A 15,100-nucleotide genomic window follows, 5' to 3' on the forward strand; every position below is an offset into this window, starting at 1 on the left:
AATCAAAATTACACTACATATAATTATGCTAATTTTTATGTCCTCGATCTATGCTCAGGAAAATGATGTAAAAAGTACCACAACCACTAATAAAATCAAAACCAAGTTTGGAGATCTTATTATTGCCCAAAGCACAGGAAATGGAACTAAATTTACTCAAATTAGTAGTTTTATACTGTTTCCAGACGATTGTGAAGTTCAGCAAGAAACAGTTTACGTTAATTTTGATGTAGATTCGAATTGTTTAATATCTTCTTATGAAATGGATAAAAAAGGAAAAAGCAATTGCGCTATTACAACCATAAAGAATTTTTGTGACGAATTGATCGTGACAATGAAAAAGGAAAACCTGATTAATATTTTTGACAAAAGTGGTTGTTTTAGATTGCCTTTCAAAATTCAAACTTCTCAGGAATAACAACTATTTATAGTATAAACATTACTATTTCATCATTCAAAAAATCCCTCTCAACTTCATAAAAATAATGTTCATAAGTCTTTTATTAACTTAAATTAGTTGATTATTTAGACGAAAGATATTTCTTATATTAGCCATCGATAAATGTTAATTTGTAATACAAATCGCTTATAATTTAAGGGTATTATTACCTTTTATCTCTAACTTTTAAGAAACTAATAACCACAAAAAATTATGAAAAAAGGAACATTTCGTTTTACCTCCCTCCTCTTTATTTGTTTTACCTCTTCAATGTTTGCTCAAATATCATCTGCAAAAATTGATTCTTTAGTAGAAAATTCATTAAAAGAATTAAAAGTTGCCGGCGCATCAGTTGCTGTTGTAAAAGATGGAAAAATAATTCATCTAAAAGGTTATGGCGTTAGTTCTGTAGAAACTAAAAAGCCTGTAAACGAATTTACCAATTTTCAAATAGCGTCTAATAGTAAAGCCTTTACAACCGCGGCACTTTCTATTTTAGAAGATGAAGGCAAACTAAAATGGACAGATAAAGTAAGGGACGTTTTGCCTGAATTTAAGATGTATAATGATTATGTAACGGAGAATTTTAATATAGAAGATTTATTAACGCATCGAAGCGGACTTGGTTTAGGCATTGGCGATTTGATGTTTTTTCCTGACAGTTCAAACTTTACTATTAAGGATGTTATGACAAGTTTTCAGTATTTTAAGCCAGTTTCGGCTTTTCGAACTAAATTCGATTATGACAATTTGCTTTATATTGTAGCCGGAGAAGTAATTGCAAGAGTAAGCGGTATGAGTTATGAAGCATTTGTACAAAAGCGAATCATTGAGCCTTTGCAAATGAATAATTCGTTTGCAGGAAGCGATTTAATAAGTGATAAAAGTAATCTGGCAGTACCTCATTCGTCAGAATCAGGAACAATAAAAACTATCGAAAGATTTCAAATTCAGGTTAATGGCGCTGCCGGAGGAATAATCTCAAATGCAGCCGATATGTCTAAATGGATGATTACGCGCTTAAATAAAGGAAAATACGGAGCTGATTTAAAATCGACTCTGTTTTCTGAAAAAAACCATGACGAAATGTGGCGTATTCATACTGTTTTAGGTTCAGATCCAAATCCCAGATATAATTCTCATTTTAGCGGTTATGGTTTAGGTTGGGGAATATCTGAAGAGAAAGGAAATCTAAAAGTATCACACACAGGAGGTTTGCCTGGAATGCTTTCGATTGTAACGATGTATCCGGACCTGAATCTTGGAATTGTAATTTTGACAAATACCCAAAATGGCGGTGCAGCACTTTTTACTGCAGTTACAAATACTATTGCTGATAGTTATTTGGGCTTAGACGATTATGGCTGGAGCAAGAAAGTAGCCGAATGGATGAAACAAGGTGAAAATTCAAGTGACGAAGCGACAAAAAGTATTTGGGAAAAAGTAAAATCCTCAAAAAATATAAAAGTAAAAAATGCAGATTTTATAGGAGTTTATGCAGATAAATGGTTTGGTGAAATTGAAGTATTTGAAAAAGATAAACAATTATGGTTCAAATCATATCGTTCGCCTAAATTAAATGGTCCAATGGCTTTTTATAACGCCAACACTTTTGCTATAAAATGGGAATATCAGGCAATGAATTGTGATGCTTTTGCTATGTTTTCGCTTGATGAAACAGGCAAAGCCCAATCTATTTTAATGAAAGGAATTTCTCCAAACATAGATTTTAGTTTCGACTTTCAGGATTTAGATTTAAAAAGGGTAAAATAAAACATTGAAATATAAAGATCATTAATATGATCGTAAATACATGCATACAAGTGTTTAACGACCAATTAAAACCCTATTAATTTTACTCAATAATGGCAGGATCAAATTTGTTACTTTTCTTTTTTAGTGCTTTAGGCGCTTTCAACGGTGTTTTACTTTCGTTGTATTTTGGTGTAAATGCTAAAAAGAAAAATTTTACAAACTATTTTTTATCCTTGCTCCTATTGGTTTTAAGTATTAGAATTATCAAATCGATATTTTTTTATTTTAATCCGCATTTGTCTAATATTTTCATTCATATTGGGCTTTCTGCCTGCGTTCTTATTGGTCCGTTTCTGTATTTATATCTAAAATCATATTCAGAAGTAGAAAAAGCAAACTGGAAACAAAATGTAATACCCAATTTGGTAATAATTACCATTTTGGGTTTGCTATATCCTTACGTAGAACACAGGGCGATTTGGAGCAAATATATTGTGTGTGTCATATACGCTCAATGGTTTGTCTACATTCTTTTATCTTTTAAATATATTCGTTCGATTATTCAAAAAATAAAGGACAAAGAAACTTTAAAACGAATCGATGTTTGGTTTCTTAGTATTTATTTTGGCGTGGCATTTATCTGGTTGGCCTATACATTTGCAGCCTATACGTCATATATTGTTGGAGCTTTGTCTTTTACATTTGTTTTATATCTAATTATTTTACTATTAATCTTTAAAAACAATTCTGAATCCACTTTCTTTATTGAAAAAGAGAAATACAAGAACAAAGAAATCGACAAAGAAACATTAGGTTTAATGAATCAAAAACTATCTGTTATACTAGAAAAAGAACTTTTTCTAAATCCTGATTTCTCTCTTGATGAAGCTGCAAAAGAACTTAAAGTAACCAAACATGTACTTTCTCAATATGTCAATGAAATATTGGGTAAATCTTTTTCAAACCTAATTAAAGAATATAGAATCGAAAAGGCAAAATTACTGTTAGAATCCACAAACAATTATACAATCGAAAGTTTGGGTTATGACAGCGGCTTTAGTTCAAAATCGACCTTTTTTACTACGTTTAAAAAAATCACGGGCGTAACTCCTGCAGAATATCAAAAAAATATCCTGAAAAAATAAGTTCTACTTTATAATCTAAAACCAGCAAGCCGCATAAAACCTGAATATTTGTACTCATTATTAATAATTTAAAAAAATTAAAATGAGAAAAATGCTTTTATTTATTTCGGTTATTCTTTTGTCTTTAAATGTAAATGCACAAACAAGCGACACTCCAAACGATTGGGATCTTATTCAAAAAACAATAAATTTATACTTAGACGGACAAGCTACGGGAGATTCTGTCAAAGTAGGTTCTTCATTTGATGATTCCTGGCAATTGAAATATTTTGCTGATAATGAATTAAAAACCGTCACTAAAGCGCAATATGTTGTAGGTTTTACAGCGCATCCAAGACCCAAAAATTGGTCAGGTCGCACTGTATTTATAGATATTACAAACAATGTGGCAATTGCAAAAGTCGAAATTAGTACAGCGACACTTCTATTTGTAGATTATTTTCATTTTATAAAGACAAACAAAGGCTGGTTAATTGTAGATAAAATTTCGACCAGAACACCTCATAAAACCGTTGAAGCTCCTGCGCCAAAAGCAAAATAATAATGTTGTTTTTATAGTTAAACATTCTAATTTCTAACAAATGAAAATAACGATAATCTTATTGCTTGCTTTAACAGGCTTGAATTGTGCAAGCATCAATGCGCAGAATAAAATACTATTTGTAACATCAAGCCAGGAGTTTTATGGAAACACAAATATTCCTGCCGCCAATCACTTTGAGGAAATTATCGTGCCTTATAATGCGTTCATAAAAGCCGGTTACGAAGTTGATTTTATTAGTCCAAAAGGCGGAGCAATTGCTTTGGGTTACATGAATATATCAGACAGTTTGCAAAAAAAGTCTTTGTATAATGGTTGGTTTATGAACAAATTAGCGAATACAATGAAACCAACGGAAATTATTGCAGATGACTATTTGGCAATTTTTTACAGTGGCGGCGGTGCAGCAATGTTTGGCGTAGCTGAAGATATTGCTATTCAGAAAATTGCCGGAAAGATTTACAACAAAAACGGAGTAATTGCTGCAATTTGCCACGGAACCGCCGGAATCGCTTATCTAAAAAACGAAAAAGGGAATTCGCTTTATGCCGGAAAAAAAATTACAGGATATCCGGATATATTCGAAAATAAAAATGCCGAATATTATAAAGCATTTCCGTTCTCGATAGACAAAGAAATAAGTAAAAATAAAGGAAATTTTAAGTATTCTGAAAAAGCCGGAGACGGTTTTTATATTGTTGACGGAAGATTTGTAACCGGACAAGATCCAAGCTCAGCATTAAAAGTGGCAAATGAAGTTATAACGATCCTAAAAACTAATTTTGAAAACACTAATCCAGCTGTAAAAAGTGATTTGGTACAAATTACAGAAATGTTGCTGGATTATATTGAAGGAACCGCAAACGGACAACCCGAAAGATTGCGAAAGGCGTTTCATCCGGATTTTAATTTATATACCGTTGCAAAAGATACTTTGTGGATACGTTCCGGCAAAGAATATATTGCGAATATAAAAGCTGGTGAAAAAAATAACCGAATTGGAAATATAATTGCCATCGACATAGAAAAAGACGCAGCAATAGCAAAAGCAGAAATCGTAATACCAAATCAGCGTACTTTTACCGACTATTTTTTGATACTTAGATATCAAAATACCTGGAAAATAGTACATAAAAGTTATTCCTGGAGAGCGTTACCAAAAACTGAAAAGACTTAAAATGGAAAAGAAAATAAAGAATCAAATCTAAAAAAAAACTCCTTAAGCTATTAAGGAGTTTTTTGTGAATTATCAGGCTTTAAACCTAACAAATTGATTGTTTTATCGAATCATTTTGATATAAGCACTATAAACGTCGTCTTTGATTGAAGTTCGAAGGTAGATTTCGTTTTCGTCTTGTGTTTTAAACTCAAATTGAATTAAAGCGGCATCAGAATAATAAAATAAGAAATCATCATTTGCAAATTCTAGATTTGAAATAGGATTTGTTGTTAATTTTGCTTCTAATGCTATTTCACCATTTGTGATATCTATCTGAAAAAGTTTTTTCTTACGCGTATATCCCCAAATATTATCACTTTCCTCAACTATATATTCTACATTATCGCCTTTAAAATCAGTTTTCCAGAGCTGAGTTCCTGTTTTTGAATCTAAAGCATATATAGAAGAAACTTCTGGACCTTGTGCTGCAAAATATACTTTTTTGTCTTTGCAAAATATGCGTTCTTTTACATTATTTTGATTTTCATCAAATTTAAATTCCCATAAAATATCCGGTTTATTAGCACTTAAGGCAAAAACCACGTTTTTTTCGTTTGCTACAAAAACATTTTCACCATCAGTTACAGGTTTTCCGTGCAAAGGTTGTTCGAAAGTTTTCTGGTAAACTACTTTTCCTGTATTTGCTTCGAAACTATAGAAACTAGAACCGCTTTGAGCGAAAATTTTGTTGTCAAAAAACAGAACCGGAATATCGTTATTTGCAGAATCTAATTTGTAGTTCCAGATCAAACTTCCGTCTTTTATATCAAGCGCATAAATATTACCATTTTGAGAAGTTATATATAGTTTTCCGCCATTTATAACCGGAATTTGATCCTTTAATACAGTTTGATCTGTGATATTGCCCAATCTTGTTTTCCAAAAAACTTTACCGGTTTCGTTATCAATTGCAAATATTTCACCATTAATAAACGGAACATATACAACGCCATCCAGCAGTGTTATTGCGTTTGCACACATTTCAGTATAAGCGTCTGTAGCTTTTACGGTCCAGCCAATTTGCTCAGATTCTAAATCAAATGAAAAAAGTGAACCGTCGTAATCATAAATTAAAATTGATGCCAGATCTAAAGGTACTTTTTTAAGCGGACTTATTACCTTATTAACCACCATATCAGTAAGTGGTAAAGTTTTATTATTAGTATTAGCAATACCAGGTTTTGGTGTCTCTGGCGCTTGCCCAAATATATTTATAACAGTAAATACGAATAAAAGAGTTGTTATTTTTTTTCTCATTTTTATGATTTGGGTTGATGAATGCCAACGTTCTTTTTAAGTTATACTGGACTATTTATTAGAAATCAATTTCTCTAAAACTTTAATATGTTCTTCTTTAGATTTTAAAAGTTCCAGATTCAATCGTTTAATTTCTTCCAGAGCTTCTAACCATTTTTCTATTGGATTTGCATTAAAAGTTGGATAATAATTATATCCATTCGATTGGTCGTTAAATGTATTAGAAATAATATTTATTGCCTGATCTTCATCAAAATTCTTAAAAGCTTCAACAGGAATTTTTAATGTATTTGAGATCTGTTTAAGCAAATTGTCTTCAATTACATCTTTTTGCTCCAACATAGAAATTTTCTTCTGATTCCAGTCATTTCCAAGATCAAAAGCCAACGCTTCTTGTTTGATGCCAAGCATTTCTCTAAAACGTTTTACGTTTCTTCCCTGATGTACTTTTTGTTCCATAATAAATATCAATTTTTCCGAAAGCTCAAATATAAAGCCATTTAGGTTAAAAAGTCTTGTTTTTAATAAAAAAATTATCTTGTAAAATAGTTATTCGTTAGGTATTATATCCCTATTTTTTATACGTTATTCTCTTTAAAAAATAGATTTTTTTAAGTTCCCAGTGTTTAACAACATAGTAATTCCAAATTCCTTTTTGCACTGTAATTTCTAATAAATAGTTCTTTGGATTGCGATTGTAGTTTTGTCTGTTCATTTCCTGAGTAACACTAAAAACTTCGATTCGGTTTTTAAACTTAAAAGAAATGTCCGGATTTTTTCTAGTGTAAAAACCTTCAACTTTACAATTTATTATTTCTACCTTATTTTTTTCTGCTTCTCTGGTGTTTATATAATTCCATGTTACGTCTGCAATTTGCCCAAAACTCAAATATGAAATTATGATTCCTTGTAGTAGATAAAAGCAAATCACGTATATTTTGGCATATGTTTCATTGAAACTTAAATATGTTCTAACTAAAAAATCTTTCCTGTAAATTCCAAAAAAGAGTATTCCGATAAGTACTGGCAGAAAAAATATATAAATTGTATACCTAACATCGTGTCCAATTGTTTTGCTTTCTAAGAGCGTATGATTTATAATAAAAAAAATCATTGCCAATATTAGAAGGATATAATGTTTTCGGTTTATTTTTTTTTCTTTGTTTTTAATCTTCCTTCTGTCTATTTTCTTTTGGTTTTGTTTTGCTCTCAAATGTGTTAGTATTTATTGTCTATTTACTTTTATGATTACTTGAAAATATCTTATAATCTCTTAAAGATTCTAAATTCATGCGCGAAGCAATAATAAAACAATAAAGCGATAAAAAAAACTATTTGAAATTTCTTATATTGGTTGTCAGGCAGAAAAACCATCATAAAACAAAAATGGACAGGAACTTACAAACTTTCCCAACATTAATTACCGAAAGGTTAACACTACGGAAACTCTCAAAAAATGATTCCGAAGAAATACTGCAATTACGTTCAGACTCAGAAATAAATAAATTTCTTGACAGAAAACCAAGAAAAACAGTAGAAGATGCTTTAAACTTCATCAATATTATAATAGAAAACGAAAGTAACAATCTTTTTTATTGGGCAATTACAAAGACTGATGAAGATAAACTAATTGGTACAATTTGTCTATTTGACTTTGTAGATGATTTAAAGAAATGCGAAATTGGATGTGAACTTCTAACTCAATTTCACGGTCAGGGAATTATGCTCGAAGCTGCAAGAAAGGTTGTAGAATACGCAATTAAAACACTTGGGCAAAAAACGATCGATGCCCAAACTCATAAAGATAATCACAGCTCAACGAAACTTCTTCAAAAATTAAATTTTAAGAAACTAGATAATATAGTCGAAAATAATCCAAATCTTATTCTATATAGATTGACGATTTAAAAAGATCAAATCGCTTATTTCAGAAGATCTTTTATTTACTTATAACTAGTTGATTTTAAGTGTTTTATTTGGTATTTTTATTTTTTAATTAAAGTACCTTCACTTTCAGTTTTTTGTAATTGATTTACATATGTTTTTCTAAATGAGAATATATTTTGTTTTGAAGTTATTTCAAAAATTGTGGATCCTACATTTTTATATCCATCAAACACGTGTGAAACAATCGAATCGCCAGATTTATCCATTTCTCTTACATCGCCACTAGTTTTTTTTAAAATTATATCATTAAAAACAATTAATATTTTTTCTGAACTCAATACAAAAACTTTGAATTTTCCTTTTGCAAGGGATTTATTCCCTGTTTTTATAGAGTAACTACAAGTATTCATATCAAATGTATATTCGCCTTCATTTACGGAATTGATTTGATATTGTCCGCTAGCCATAATTGCTTCAGATTTGCAACTATTAAGAATTAAAAGTAGTAGAAATAAAATATATTTATTCATCAATAGAAATTCATTTTTGTTCACTCTATTTTTTTTTAGATATTAGCTAACATATTTTAATAAACTGAGATTTATTTTGAAACAATAAAAATTTAAGCGGATAAATCTGTGAAGAATATAAATAAAAAAACTCCTTAATTTCTTAAGGAGTTTCTTGGTGGTCCTTACGAACCTGTTTACGAACCATTTTATGCAGGATTTGAAGAAAATTGCGATTAAATAGAGGATTTTTTTAATTTGTCACAGCGTTATATTCTTTGTAATGTTTGTGCATTAAGTATGTGGGATTAATTATGCATAATTTTCCAAATACAAAACTATCTTCAAATTCAGCCTTTTGCCCAAATCTCTTTAACGGCTGATATATTATGTTTTATTTTATAAAGTTAAATATTTCGGCTTTTAGTTCATCTATGTTCTGTTTTTCTAATAAAGTTTCTAAATTTTGGATGTATGATTCATCTGTGCAACTTACATATTTTTGAGCTTGTTTATATACTACAGCATCAACTAGCATTCTTAAGTATGGCGGAAAGTCACTAGTGCGGTTTGCCTTAATAAACAATCTATTTCCTGACAACGGAAATAGATAATCATCTTCATAAACTTTTGGATTTGCACTTTCAAAAATTACAGGACTATCAGAACATAGAAATGGAAAATTTTTATGACTTTCTAATATTGAGTATGGCGTTTTACAATTATAACCGCGAACTGAATCCATTAATGAATTATAAAACTTATAACTTTTAACAAACTCTGGGTTGTTTTTAAACGCTTCTTCTGTAGCTTTTTGTCGCTCTCCGCTTTTGTTTATTATTTTTAAACCTAAGCTGGATAAATCATTTTTATTTATAACTTTTTTTAATTCGTTTGTCCGATGTGGTAACCTCCAATACATAAGACTTACAAAGTGATTCATTCGTGGCATATCATCATCTGTAACATCATAATTAGTTGTGTAATCTGACTTACTTATTTTTTCAATTAATATTGCCATCTCGTTGTCAAAATCCGCATAACTCGTTTCTATATAATCATTTCTTTTATCTCCAAATACTACAGTATTAGCATCTTTTTCAAAAAAGAAAGATTCCGGTGAGAATTCTTTCCCATTTTTCAGGAAACGTTTTTCTTGAACATTAAAGATTTTAATAAGTTCTGAATCCTTAGTAAAACCTTTAAGATAAAAAACAGGTAAATAATGATGTCTCCAAGAGATGTTGTTCATTTTTGCGGTTTTAAAAATGTTATATAATTTCCTAGCGCTACAAGAGGTTTGGGATTAAAGATGCGCGTTTTTTTCAATATCCACAATTTTACAAATAAAAACAATCTTTAAATTCAACCTAATACCCAAATCTCTCTTAACGGCTGTTAAATGCTGTATTTTGTTTTTAGTTCTTCAAAAATTTTCATAATGTATAATCCTTTTTCATCTTTCTCATATTTTTCAATTAATTCTTTAACTTCAATTTCATTTTCTTTAAAAGATTTTTTGTTTAATTCTGAAATATAATTAATTCCATTCGTCATAAAATCTTCTGCAATAATATATGAAATCAATGACGTAAACTTTTCATACATAAGTTTTGGGCCAACAATTATTTTAGAAGTTTTATCAGTGATGGAATTTAAGCAATCAACAAATAATGATTTGTTATCATTTTTATTCTCTTCAATATATAATATTAAAATTGCTTCGCAGAAATAAAAAATATATGGGTTTTTGAGTTTATCTGATGTCGAAATAAATGCGCTATTAGTTGAATATTTATTAAAAATTATTGCAATTTTAAAATTTTCAATTTCATATTCTTTATTAATGCTATTAGCAAATAAGTAGTTGTACAAAAACTTTTTGATTTTTAACAAATCACTTTCTTCAATATAGCTGTCACCTCCTTCAAATTTATAGATGTAGCAAAAACGTAATATAATTGAATAAAAGTAAGCTTGAATCTCAACATTAAGAATCTTTTTTGGTTCTAAAATCTCTAAATCTGAACTTGATTTATATGAATTAAAATTAGCTAAATATTTATCTTCTCTAAATTTTTGTAAAAATTCAGAAGCAAATTTGGATTCTAATTCTGCTAATTTTTTTTCACAGATTTTACAAAGAATATAATCTCTTTTATAGTGATTTTGCTTTATTTCTGCAGATTGATTTTTTAAATTATCTCTTCCAAAATAAGTGTCAATTTTTGAAGCTTTGCTATTAATATTAAACGATTCTTCACTGTAATGTTTCCCTACACAATTTTTTATTAAACTTGCAGGGATTAAATGAGAACCAACTTCATCAGCTGTATTGTCGCAAATTATACAATTCATTTTTAGGATTTTTAGTAATATAGCAGTTAACTTATACATATGTCTGATTTATTAAACATATCAACCCTAATTAAGATGTATAAGTATGAAAAATATCAGTTATTATTTCTTTACTAATATAGAAACAATTCTTTATAAATAATTAATTGTGATTTTAAATTGTTCATGTAGTTGAGTGAAAAGCTTAGCGATCTTAGTAATGTTATGATCGATAAGAACTACGAATCATTTATTTTAGTAAACATAGGGTTTTACAGAATTAGATAAAAAATTTAAGCTTTTTTCGAACCATAAAAAATCTCTAAAATCAAAAGACTTTAGAGATTTTTTAAAAATGGTGGTCCTTAAGAACCTGTTTACGAGCCATTTTCTCCAAGACTTGAAAAAACTTTCTGCTAAAATATTTAGAAATAGAATAAAATCATGGCGATGAGAATCACATTGCTACGCTATTTTTCAGAATAGCAAAACTACCGAATTTATCCCCATATCAGAACTAAAAGCATTCAACTAATTAAACGTCCTTTTAATTATTTATAAGTTTATTATTATATATTTGATAATAAATAAACCCTGAACATTATCAGGCATATCTAGTCAATTTTGAGGAGATAAGTCAGATGTTGTCACTAGTACATTCTAGTTAGCACTAATTTTATAAAGATGAAAGGACATATTATTTTAATAATTTCTATAATTTTATTTTCTTGTAATAATAAGCAAGTGAAAAATCAAAACACAATTGTAAAACAAGAAAATTTAAAAAACGAGAAAATGAAAAATTATGCTTATTTAAAAGATATGTACGCAGATTCATATTTTCCAAAATTTCTCGTTGACAAAGTGAGAACTATTCTTATTGAACTATGCATTGATATTGAAAAAACATCGCCGAAAAATCTTGACGAACTTTATAAGTTAACACATACAGCAACTATGAAAATAAATGATTTACAAAACGAATTCTTTGAGCATAACAGCGAAATTGAAACTGGTGCTAGGGAATCGATCGGGGCAGACTTTGACTTTATAGCTAAAGCATATGGATTCAATGCTGATGTAGAAGAACTGATTGCTCCCAGAGAATGGTAGAAAAAACTAGTGCTAACAGCTACTACAACGGATTTAGGTAATTGGCTTAATGGAAAAATGGTTTTGTATTTTGACTGATTTGGCAAATCCGAAGAATGGGCTTAATTTAGTCGCAAACCCGTGGCGGTACCAGAACGTTATGTGCAAGTTTAAATAAAACTCATCTTATAAAATATATGTTAAAAATACTAGAAAGACCAACACTAAGAAAATTTAATGAAACTGATTGGGAATTTGTCAATCCAGAATCATATAATAATGAAATTGTGGCTGGCGAATTTTGGGAAGCGATAGACTTATTGGAATACGACGACAAGTTTGCTGAAGATGCTTTAAAAAAATTAATCGAAAAGTATCCATTTTATATTGATGCCTATGTTCATTTAAGTATTGCTTTTAGAAATCAGAAGAAGACATTTGAAAGTTTATTGACTGCTGAAAAAGCATTTAACATTTCAAGAGAATGTCTTCCTAAAGAATTCAACTCAAAAAAGCATAAAATAATATGGACTTATCCAAAAAACAGACCATTTTTAAGGGCATATCAGAACTACGCTTTAGAATGTAAGGAACACAACAAATATGAAATTGCAATTTCGGTATTAAAAGATATTTTAGACTTTAATGAAAATGATAATCAAGGTATTAGATATATTCTGCTTGAAACGTATTTTAAACTTATGAATTTACATGAAGCTAAAAAAATAATAACGAAATATAAAGATGACTTCTCTATAGACTTTAAATTTGGAGAAGTAGCTCTAGCTGTGTTAGATGGAAATACAAAAAAAGCAGATACTCTTTTAAAGGAAGCGATGAAAACGAATAGTTTTTTTATAGATGAAATAAAAAAAGGAAAGCATATAAAACCTGCACCCTATCGAATTCTTGGTGAGCCATTTTTTGACGAAATAATTCATGTTGGTTCTGTTCAACAGGCATATGAATACTGGAGTAGAAACAAAGACTTCTACAAAAACAAAAAAATAATTGAATATTTTAGGAACAAATAAACCTGCACATAAAAGCTACTACAACGGATTTGGGTAATTGGATTAATGGGAATATGGTTTTGTACTTAAATTATTTGGCAAACCCGAAAAATAGGCTTAAAATAACTCCATACCCGCTGTAGTCCCAGAATGCTGTGTGACATGCAACTACGGAAAGAAAAACTAAAAAAAACTAAAAATGACTTTACTCACTTCAATGTTTGATTTTAAGAATGATATAATTTGTACAGATAGAAATGGAGTTGCCAACAACTTTAAATATCATCTAAAAGAATCTAAAGAAAACGAAAATAAAAAATGGGTATTTATGATAATTCCAGAAAATAATATTAATATTTATGATTGGTTTGAATTTGCCGTTACGGAAATTGACAATGAAAATGGAAAAGTAACAATAATGAGTCATAAAAATAACCCTGAATACGTAGCTAAAGGCATACCTGAAAAAATGATTGAAGAATCATCAATAGTTTTAAATAAGAGTATCCATTCGAGTTCAAATATAGCAGAGTTTAAAAGTTTTGAAACTGAATGGCGTAGTGATAGTGCGACTAAAGTTTGGAGACGATTGCAAGACCAAAACAATGCTGATTATTCCGAAGCTTCCGATACCTATACATTTGTAAATTAATGCATGATAGCACAACAGCTACTACAAAGGATTTGAGCAATTGGCTTAATTTAGTCCCAAACGCGCTGTAGTCCTAGAACGTTGGCAACATACTACACCAAAATTGCAAATAAAGAACTGAAATACAAAAAATAAGAATTTAATGGACAGCACTACAAAAAATAAAATTGGAGAATTCATTTGTGGGGATGATAAAACAAAATATCCTGTTTATAGAAGTTCATTTTTTCTCACAAGATTTTTTCAAGAAATTGGAATTAACGCTACTCACGATGGTTCATCGAGAAATAAATGGTCTCAAAACGTCATTTCAAATTTAAATGGAACTGATTTACAAAAAGTAATTTTAAGATTAGTTTCGCCAAAATTATACGGAGGAGACAGAGAACAAATTAGACTTGCTATTTTGACAATGAATGAAATATTAGCTGTAGAAAGTTTGAAAGTAATGATTGAAAATATTGAACCAAAATTAATCAAACAAGATCCAAATTATAACTTTTCAGAAAAAACAGAAGAAAAAGAAGAAAGAGAATTAAAACCACTTCCACCACCAAATTTTGATAAATTAAATCTTGAATTTGGACTCGCTGAAATTTTACAAAAACGGTGGATTGAAGTCGAAAGTTGTATAAAGGTTAACGCAACTGTTAGTGCTGTCATAATGATGGGAAGTATGCTTGAGGGTTTTCTTTTAGGAATAATGCAAAAGAAACCACAGTTAGTAAACCAAGCCAAAAGCGCTCCCAGAAAAGACGAAAAAGTAAAAAACTTTTCCGAATGGAGTTTAAATGATATGATTGACGTAGCCCACGAAGTTGGTTGGATTCAATTAGATGTTAAGAAGTTTAGTCACGCACTAAAAGATTTCAGGAATATTATTCATCCATATCAACAACTAGTTCTGAAAACAAATCCTGATATTGATACTTGTAATATTTCTTGGTTAGTTGTACAAGCAACGTTTAATGACATTGCAGATTGGTTAAACAAAAATGATAAATAAGAAAGTATGTCGCCCAAACAGCTACTGCAACGGATTTCGGTAGTAGACTTAATAGAAAAAATGGTTTTGTATTTGGGATGATTCGGCAAATCCGAAGAACGAGCTTGATTTCGTCCCAAACCCGCTGTAGTGCCAGAATGTTATCCCCAAGTTTAGAAAACCGTATTACCAAAAACATGAACGATAAAAAACAATTGGCATAATTTAATCCCAAACTGCTTGTAGCGCGAGAACGGGCAGTAACTATA

At 29.7% G+C, this 15,100-nt stretch carries 16 protein-coding genes; 10 read left to right on the forward strand and 6 right to left on the reverse strand.

Annotated features, from left to right (window positions below):
- The first annotated feature begins 37 nt into the window (after window positions 1–37).
- The 5 genes from ASF10_RS20410 to ASF10_RS23990 all read left to right on the forward strand — a co-directional run bounded on the left by ASF10_RS20410 (window position 38) and on the right by ASF10_RS23990 (window position 5,057).
- The gene (locus tag ASF10_RS20410; RefSeq protein ID WP_131726563.1) at window positions 38–418 is read left to right on the forward strand and encodes a hypothetical protein; all 381 of its coding nucleotides are present in this window, start codon (window positions 38–40) and stop codon (window positions 416–418) included.
- 234 nt (window positions 419–652) lie between these two features.
- Complete coding sequence (locus ASF10_RS20415; RefSeq protein WP_056253435.1) at window positions 653–2,212, forward strand: serine hydrolase; 1,560 nt, start codon at window positions 653–655, stop codon at window positions 2,210–2,212.
- Window positions 2,213–2,304: 92 nt separating this feature from the next.
- A complete protein-coding gene (locus ASF10_RS20420; protein WP_056253437.1) occupies window positions 2,305–3,339 on the forward strand; it encodes a helix-turn-helix domain-containing protein in 1,035 nt (344 codons plus the stop codon).
- A gap of 82 nt (window positions 3,340–3,421) precedes the next feature.
- Window positions 3,422–3,880: a nuclear transport factor 2 family protein gene (locus tag ASF10_RS20425; RefSeq protein WP_056253441.1), complete on the forward strand. Its 459-nt coding sequence runs from the start codon at window positions 3,422–3,424 to the stop codon at window positions 3,878–3,880.
- Window positions 3,881–3,920: 40 nt separating this feature from the next.
- The gene (locus ASF10_RS23990; RefSeq protein WP_082472476.1) at window positions 3,921–5,057 is read left to right on the forward strand and encodes a nuclear transport factor 2 family protein; all 1,137 of its coding nucleotides are present in this window, start codon (window positions 3,921–3,923) and stop codon (window positions 5,055–5,057) included.
- A gap of 102 nt (window positions 5,058–5,159) precedes the next feature.
- On the opposite strand, the gene ASF10_RS20435 is transcribed toward ASF10_RS23990, so the two are convergent.
- From ASF10_RS20435 to ASF10_RS20445, 3 genes are all read right to left on the reverse strand, one after another.
- Entirely contained in the window at window positions 5,160–6,356 is a 1,197-nt protein-coding gene (locus ASF10_RS20435) for a PQQ-binding-like beta-propeller repeat protein (protein ID WP_056253445.1), read from the reverse strand.
- A 51-nt stretch (window positions 6,357–6,407) separates the two neighbouring features.
- The gene (locus tag ASF10_RS20440; RefSeq protein ID WP_056253448.1) at window positions 6,408–6,815 is read right to left on the reverse strand and encodes a helix-turn-helix domain-containing protein; all 408 of its coding nucleotides are present in this window, start codon (window positions 6,813–6,815) and stop codon (window positions 6,408–6,410) included.
- 112 nt (window positions 6,816–6,927) lie between these two features.
- A complete protein-coding gene (locus ASF10_RS20445) occupies window positions 6,928–7,470 on the reverse strand; it encodes a hypothetical protein (protein WP_056253451.1) in 543 nt (180 codons plus the stop codon).
- 221 nt (window positions 7,471–7,691) lie between these two features.
- Between ASF10_RS20445 and ASF10_RS20450 the strand changes: the two genes are divergently transcribed.
- Window positions 7,692–8,264 (forward strand): GNAT family N-acetyltransferase, encoded by a 573-nt coding sequence (locus ASF10_RS20450; RefSeq protein WP_241774993.1) that lies wholly within the window; start codon window positions 7,692–7,694, stop codon window positions 8,262–8,264.
- A gap of 77 nt (window positions 8,265–8,341) precedes the next feature.
- Here ASF10_RS20450 and ASF10_RS20455 read toward each other — a convergent pair whose 3' ends face one another.
- From ASF10_RS20455 to ASF10_RS20465, 3 genes are all read right to left on the reverse strand, one after another.
- Window positions 8,342–8,797 (reverse strand): hypothetical protein, encoded by a 456-nt coding sequence (locus ASF10_RS20455; protein ID WP_157849074.1) that lies wholly within the window; start codon window positions 8,795–8,797, stop codon window positions 8,342–8,344.
- A gap of 349 nt (window positions 8,798–9,146) precedes the next feature.
- Window positions 9,147–10,004, reverse strand: coding sequence for a DUF4238 domain-containing protein (locus ASF10_RS20460; protein WP_056253458.1), 858 nt, complete (start codon window positions 10,002–10,004; stop codon window positions 9,147–9,149).
- Window positions 10,005–10,150: 146 nt separating this feature from the next.
- On the reverse strand, window positions 10,151–11,110 hold the full coding sequence (locus ASF10_RS20465; RefSeq protein WP_056253460.1) for a hypothetical protein: 960 nt from the start codon (window positions 11,108–11,110) through the stop codon (window positions 10,151–10,153).
- Between the two features lie 663 nt (window positions 11,111–11,773).
- Here ASF10_RS20465 and ASF10_RS20470 point away from each other — a divergent pair.
- The 4 genes from ASF10_RS20470 to ASF10_RS20485 all read left to right on the forward strand — a co-directional run bounded on the left by ASF10_RS20470 (window position 11,774) and on the right by ASF10_RS20485 (window position 14,852).
- The gene (locus ASF10_RS20470) at window positions 11,774–12,202 is read left to right on the forward strand and encodes a DUF5713 family protein (protein ID WP_198529617.1); all 429 of its coding nucleotides are present in this window, start codon (window positions 11,774–11,776) and stop codon (window positions 12,200–12,202) included.
- A gap of 176 nt (window positions 12,203–12,378) precedes the next feature.
- Complete coding sequence (locus ASF10_RS20475) at window positions 12,379–13,215, forward strand: tetratricopeptide repeat protein (protein ID WP_056253463.1); 837 nt, start codon at window positions 12,379–12,381, stop codon at window positions 13,213–13,215.
- A 178-nt stretch (window positions 13,216–13,393) separates the two neighbouring features.
- Window positions 13,394–13,846 (forward strand): hypothetical protein, encoded by a 453-nt coding sequence (locus tag ASF10_RS20480; RefSeq protein WP_131726565.1) that lies wholly within the window; start codon window positions 13,394–13,396, stop codon window positions 13,844–13,846.
- 142 nt (window positions 13,847–13,988) lie between these two features.
- Window positions 13,989–14,852, forward strand: a complete 864-nt coding sequence (locus ASF10_RS20485; protein WP_056253469.1) for a hypothetical protein — start codon at window positions 13,989–13,991, stop codon at window positions 14,850–14,852.
- Window positions 14,853–15,100: the final 248 nt, after the last annotated feature.

The organism is Flavobacterium sp. Leaf82 (genome assembly GCF_001422725.1).
In the GTDB taxonomy this organism is placed as follows: domain Bacteria; phylum Bacteroidota; class Bacteroidia; order Flavobacteriales; family Flavobacteriaceae; genus Flavobacterium.

What these genes read in the sequence shown, in the direction of transcription:
- ASF10_RS23990 (WP_082472476.1), top strand. Translation starts at nt 3,921, where the DNA reads ATGAAAATAACGATAATCTTATTGCTTGCTTTAACAGGCTTGAATTGT.
- ASF10_RS20435 (WP_056253445.1), bottom strand. Translation starts at nt 6,356, where the DNA reads ATGAGAAAAAAAATAACAACTCTTTTATTCGTATTTACTGTTATAAAT.
- ASF10_RS20445 (WP_056253451.1), bottom strand. Translation starts at nt 7,470, where the DNA reads ATGATTTTTTTTATTATAAATCATACGCTCTTAGAAAGCAAAACAATT.
- ASF10_RS20410 (WP_131726563.1), top strand. Translation starts at nt 38, where the DNA reads ATGTCCTCGATCTATGCTCAGGAAAATGATGTAAAAAGTACCACAACC.
- ASF10_RS20425 (WP_056253441.1), top strand. Translation starts at nt 3,422, where the DNA reads ATGAGAAAAATGCTTTTATTTATTTCGGTTATTCTTTTGTCTTTAAAT.
- ASF10_RS20420 (WP_056253437.1), top strand. Translation starts at nt 2,305, where the DNA reads ATGGCAGGATCAAATTTGTTACTTTTCTTTTTTAGTGCTTTAGGCGCT.
- ASF10_RS20480 (WP_131726565.1), top strand. Translation starts at nt 13,394, where the DNA reads ATGACTTTACTCACTTCAATGTTTGATTTTAAGAATGATATAATTTGT.
- ASF10_RS20470 (WP_198529617.1), top strand. Translation starts at nt 11,774, where the DNA reads ATGAAAGGACATATTATTTTAATAATTTCTATAATTTTATTTTCTTGT.
- ASF10_RS20485 (WP_056253469.1), top strand. Translation starts at nt 13,989, where the DNA reads ATGGACAGCACTACAAAAAATAAAATTGGAGAATTCATTTGTGGGGAT.
- ASF10_RS20465 (WP_056253460.1), bottom strand. Translation starts at nt 11,110, where the DNA reads ATGAATTGTATAATTTGCGACAATACAGCTGATGAAGTTGGTTCTCAT.
- ASF10_RS20475 (WP_056253463.1), top strand. Translation starts at nt 12,379, where the DNA reads ATGTTAAAAATACTAGAAAGACCAACACTAAGAAAATTTAATGAAACT.
- ASF10_RS20415 (WP_056253435.1), top strand. Translation starts at nt 653, where the DNA reads ATGAAAAAAGGAACATTTCGTTTTACCTCCCTCCTCTTTATTTGTTTT.
- ASF10_RS20460 (WP_056253458.1), bottom strand. Translation starts at nt 10,004, where the DNA reads ATGAACAACATCTCTTGGAGACATCATTATTTACCTGTTTTTTATCTT.
- ASF10_RS20440 (WP_056253448.1), bottom strand. Translation starts at nt 6,815, where the DNA reads ATGGAACAAAAAGTACATCAGGGAAGAAACGTAAAACGTTTTAGAGAA.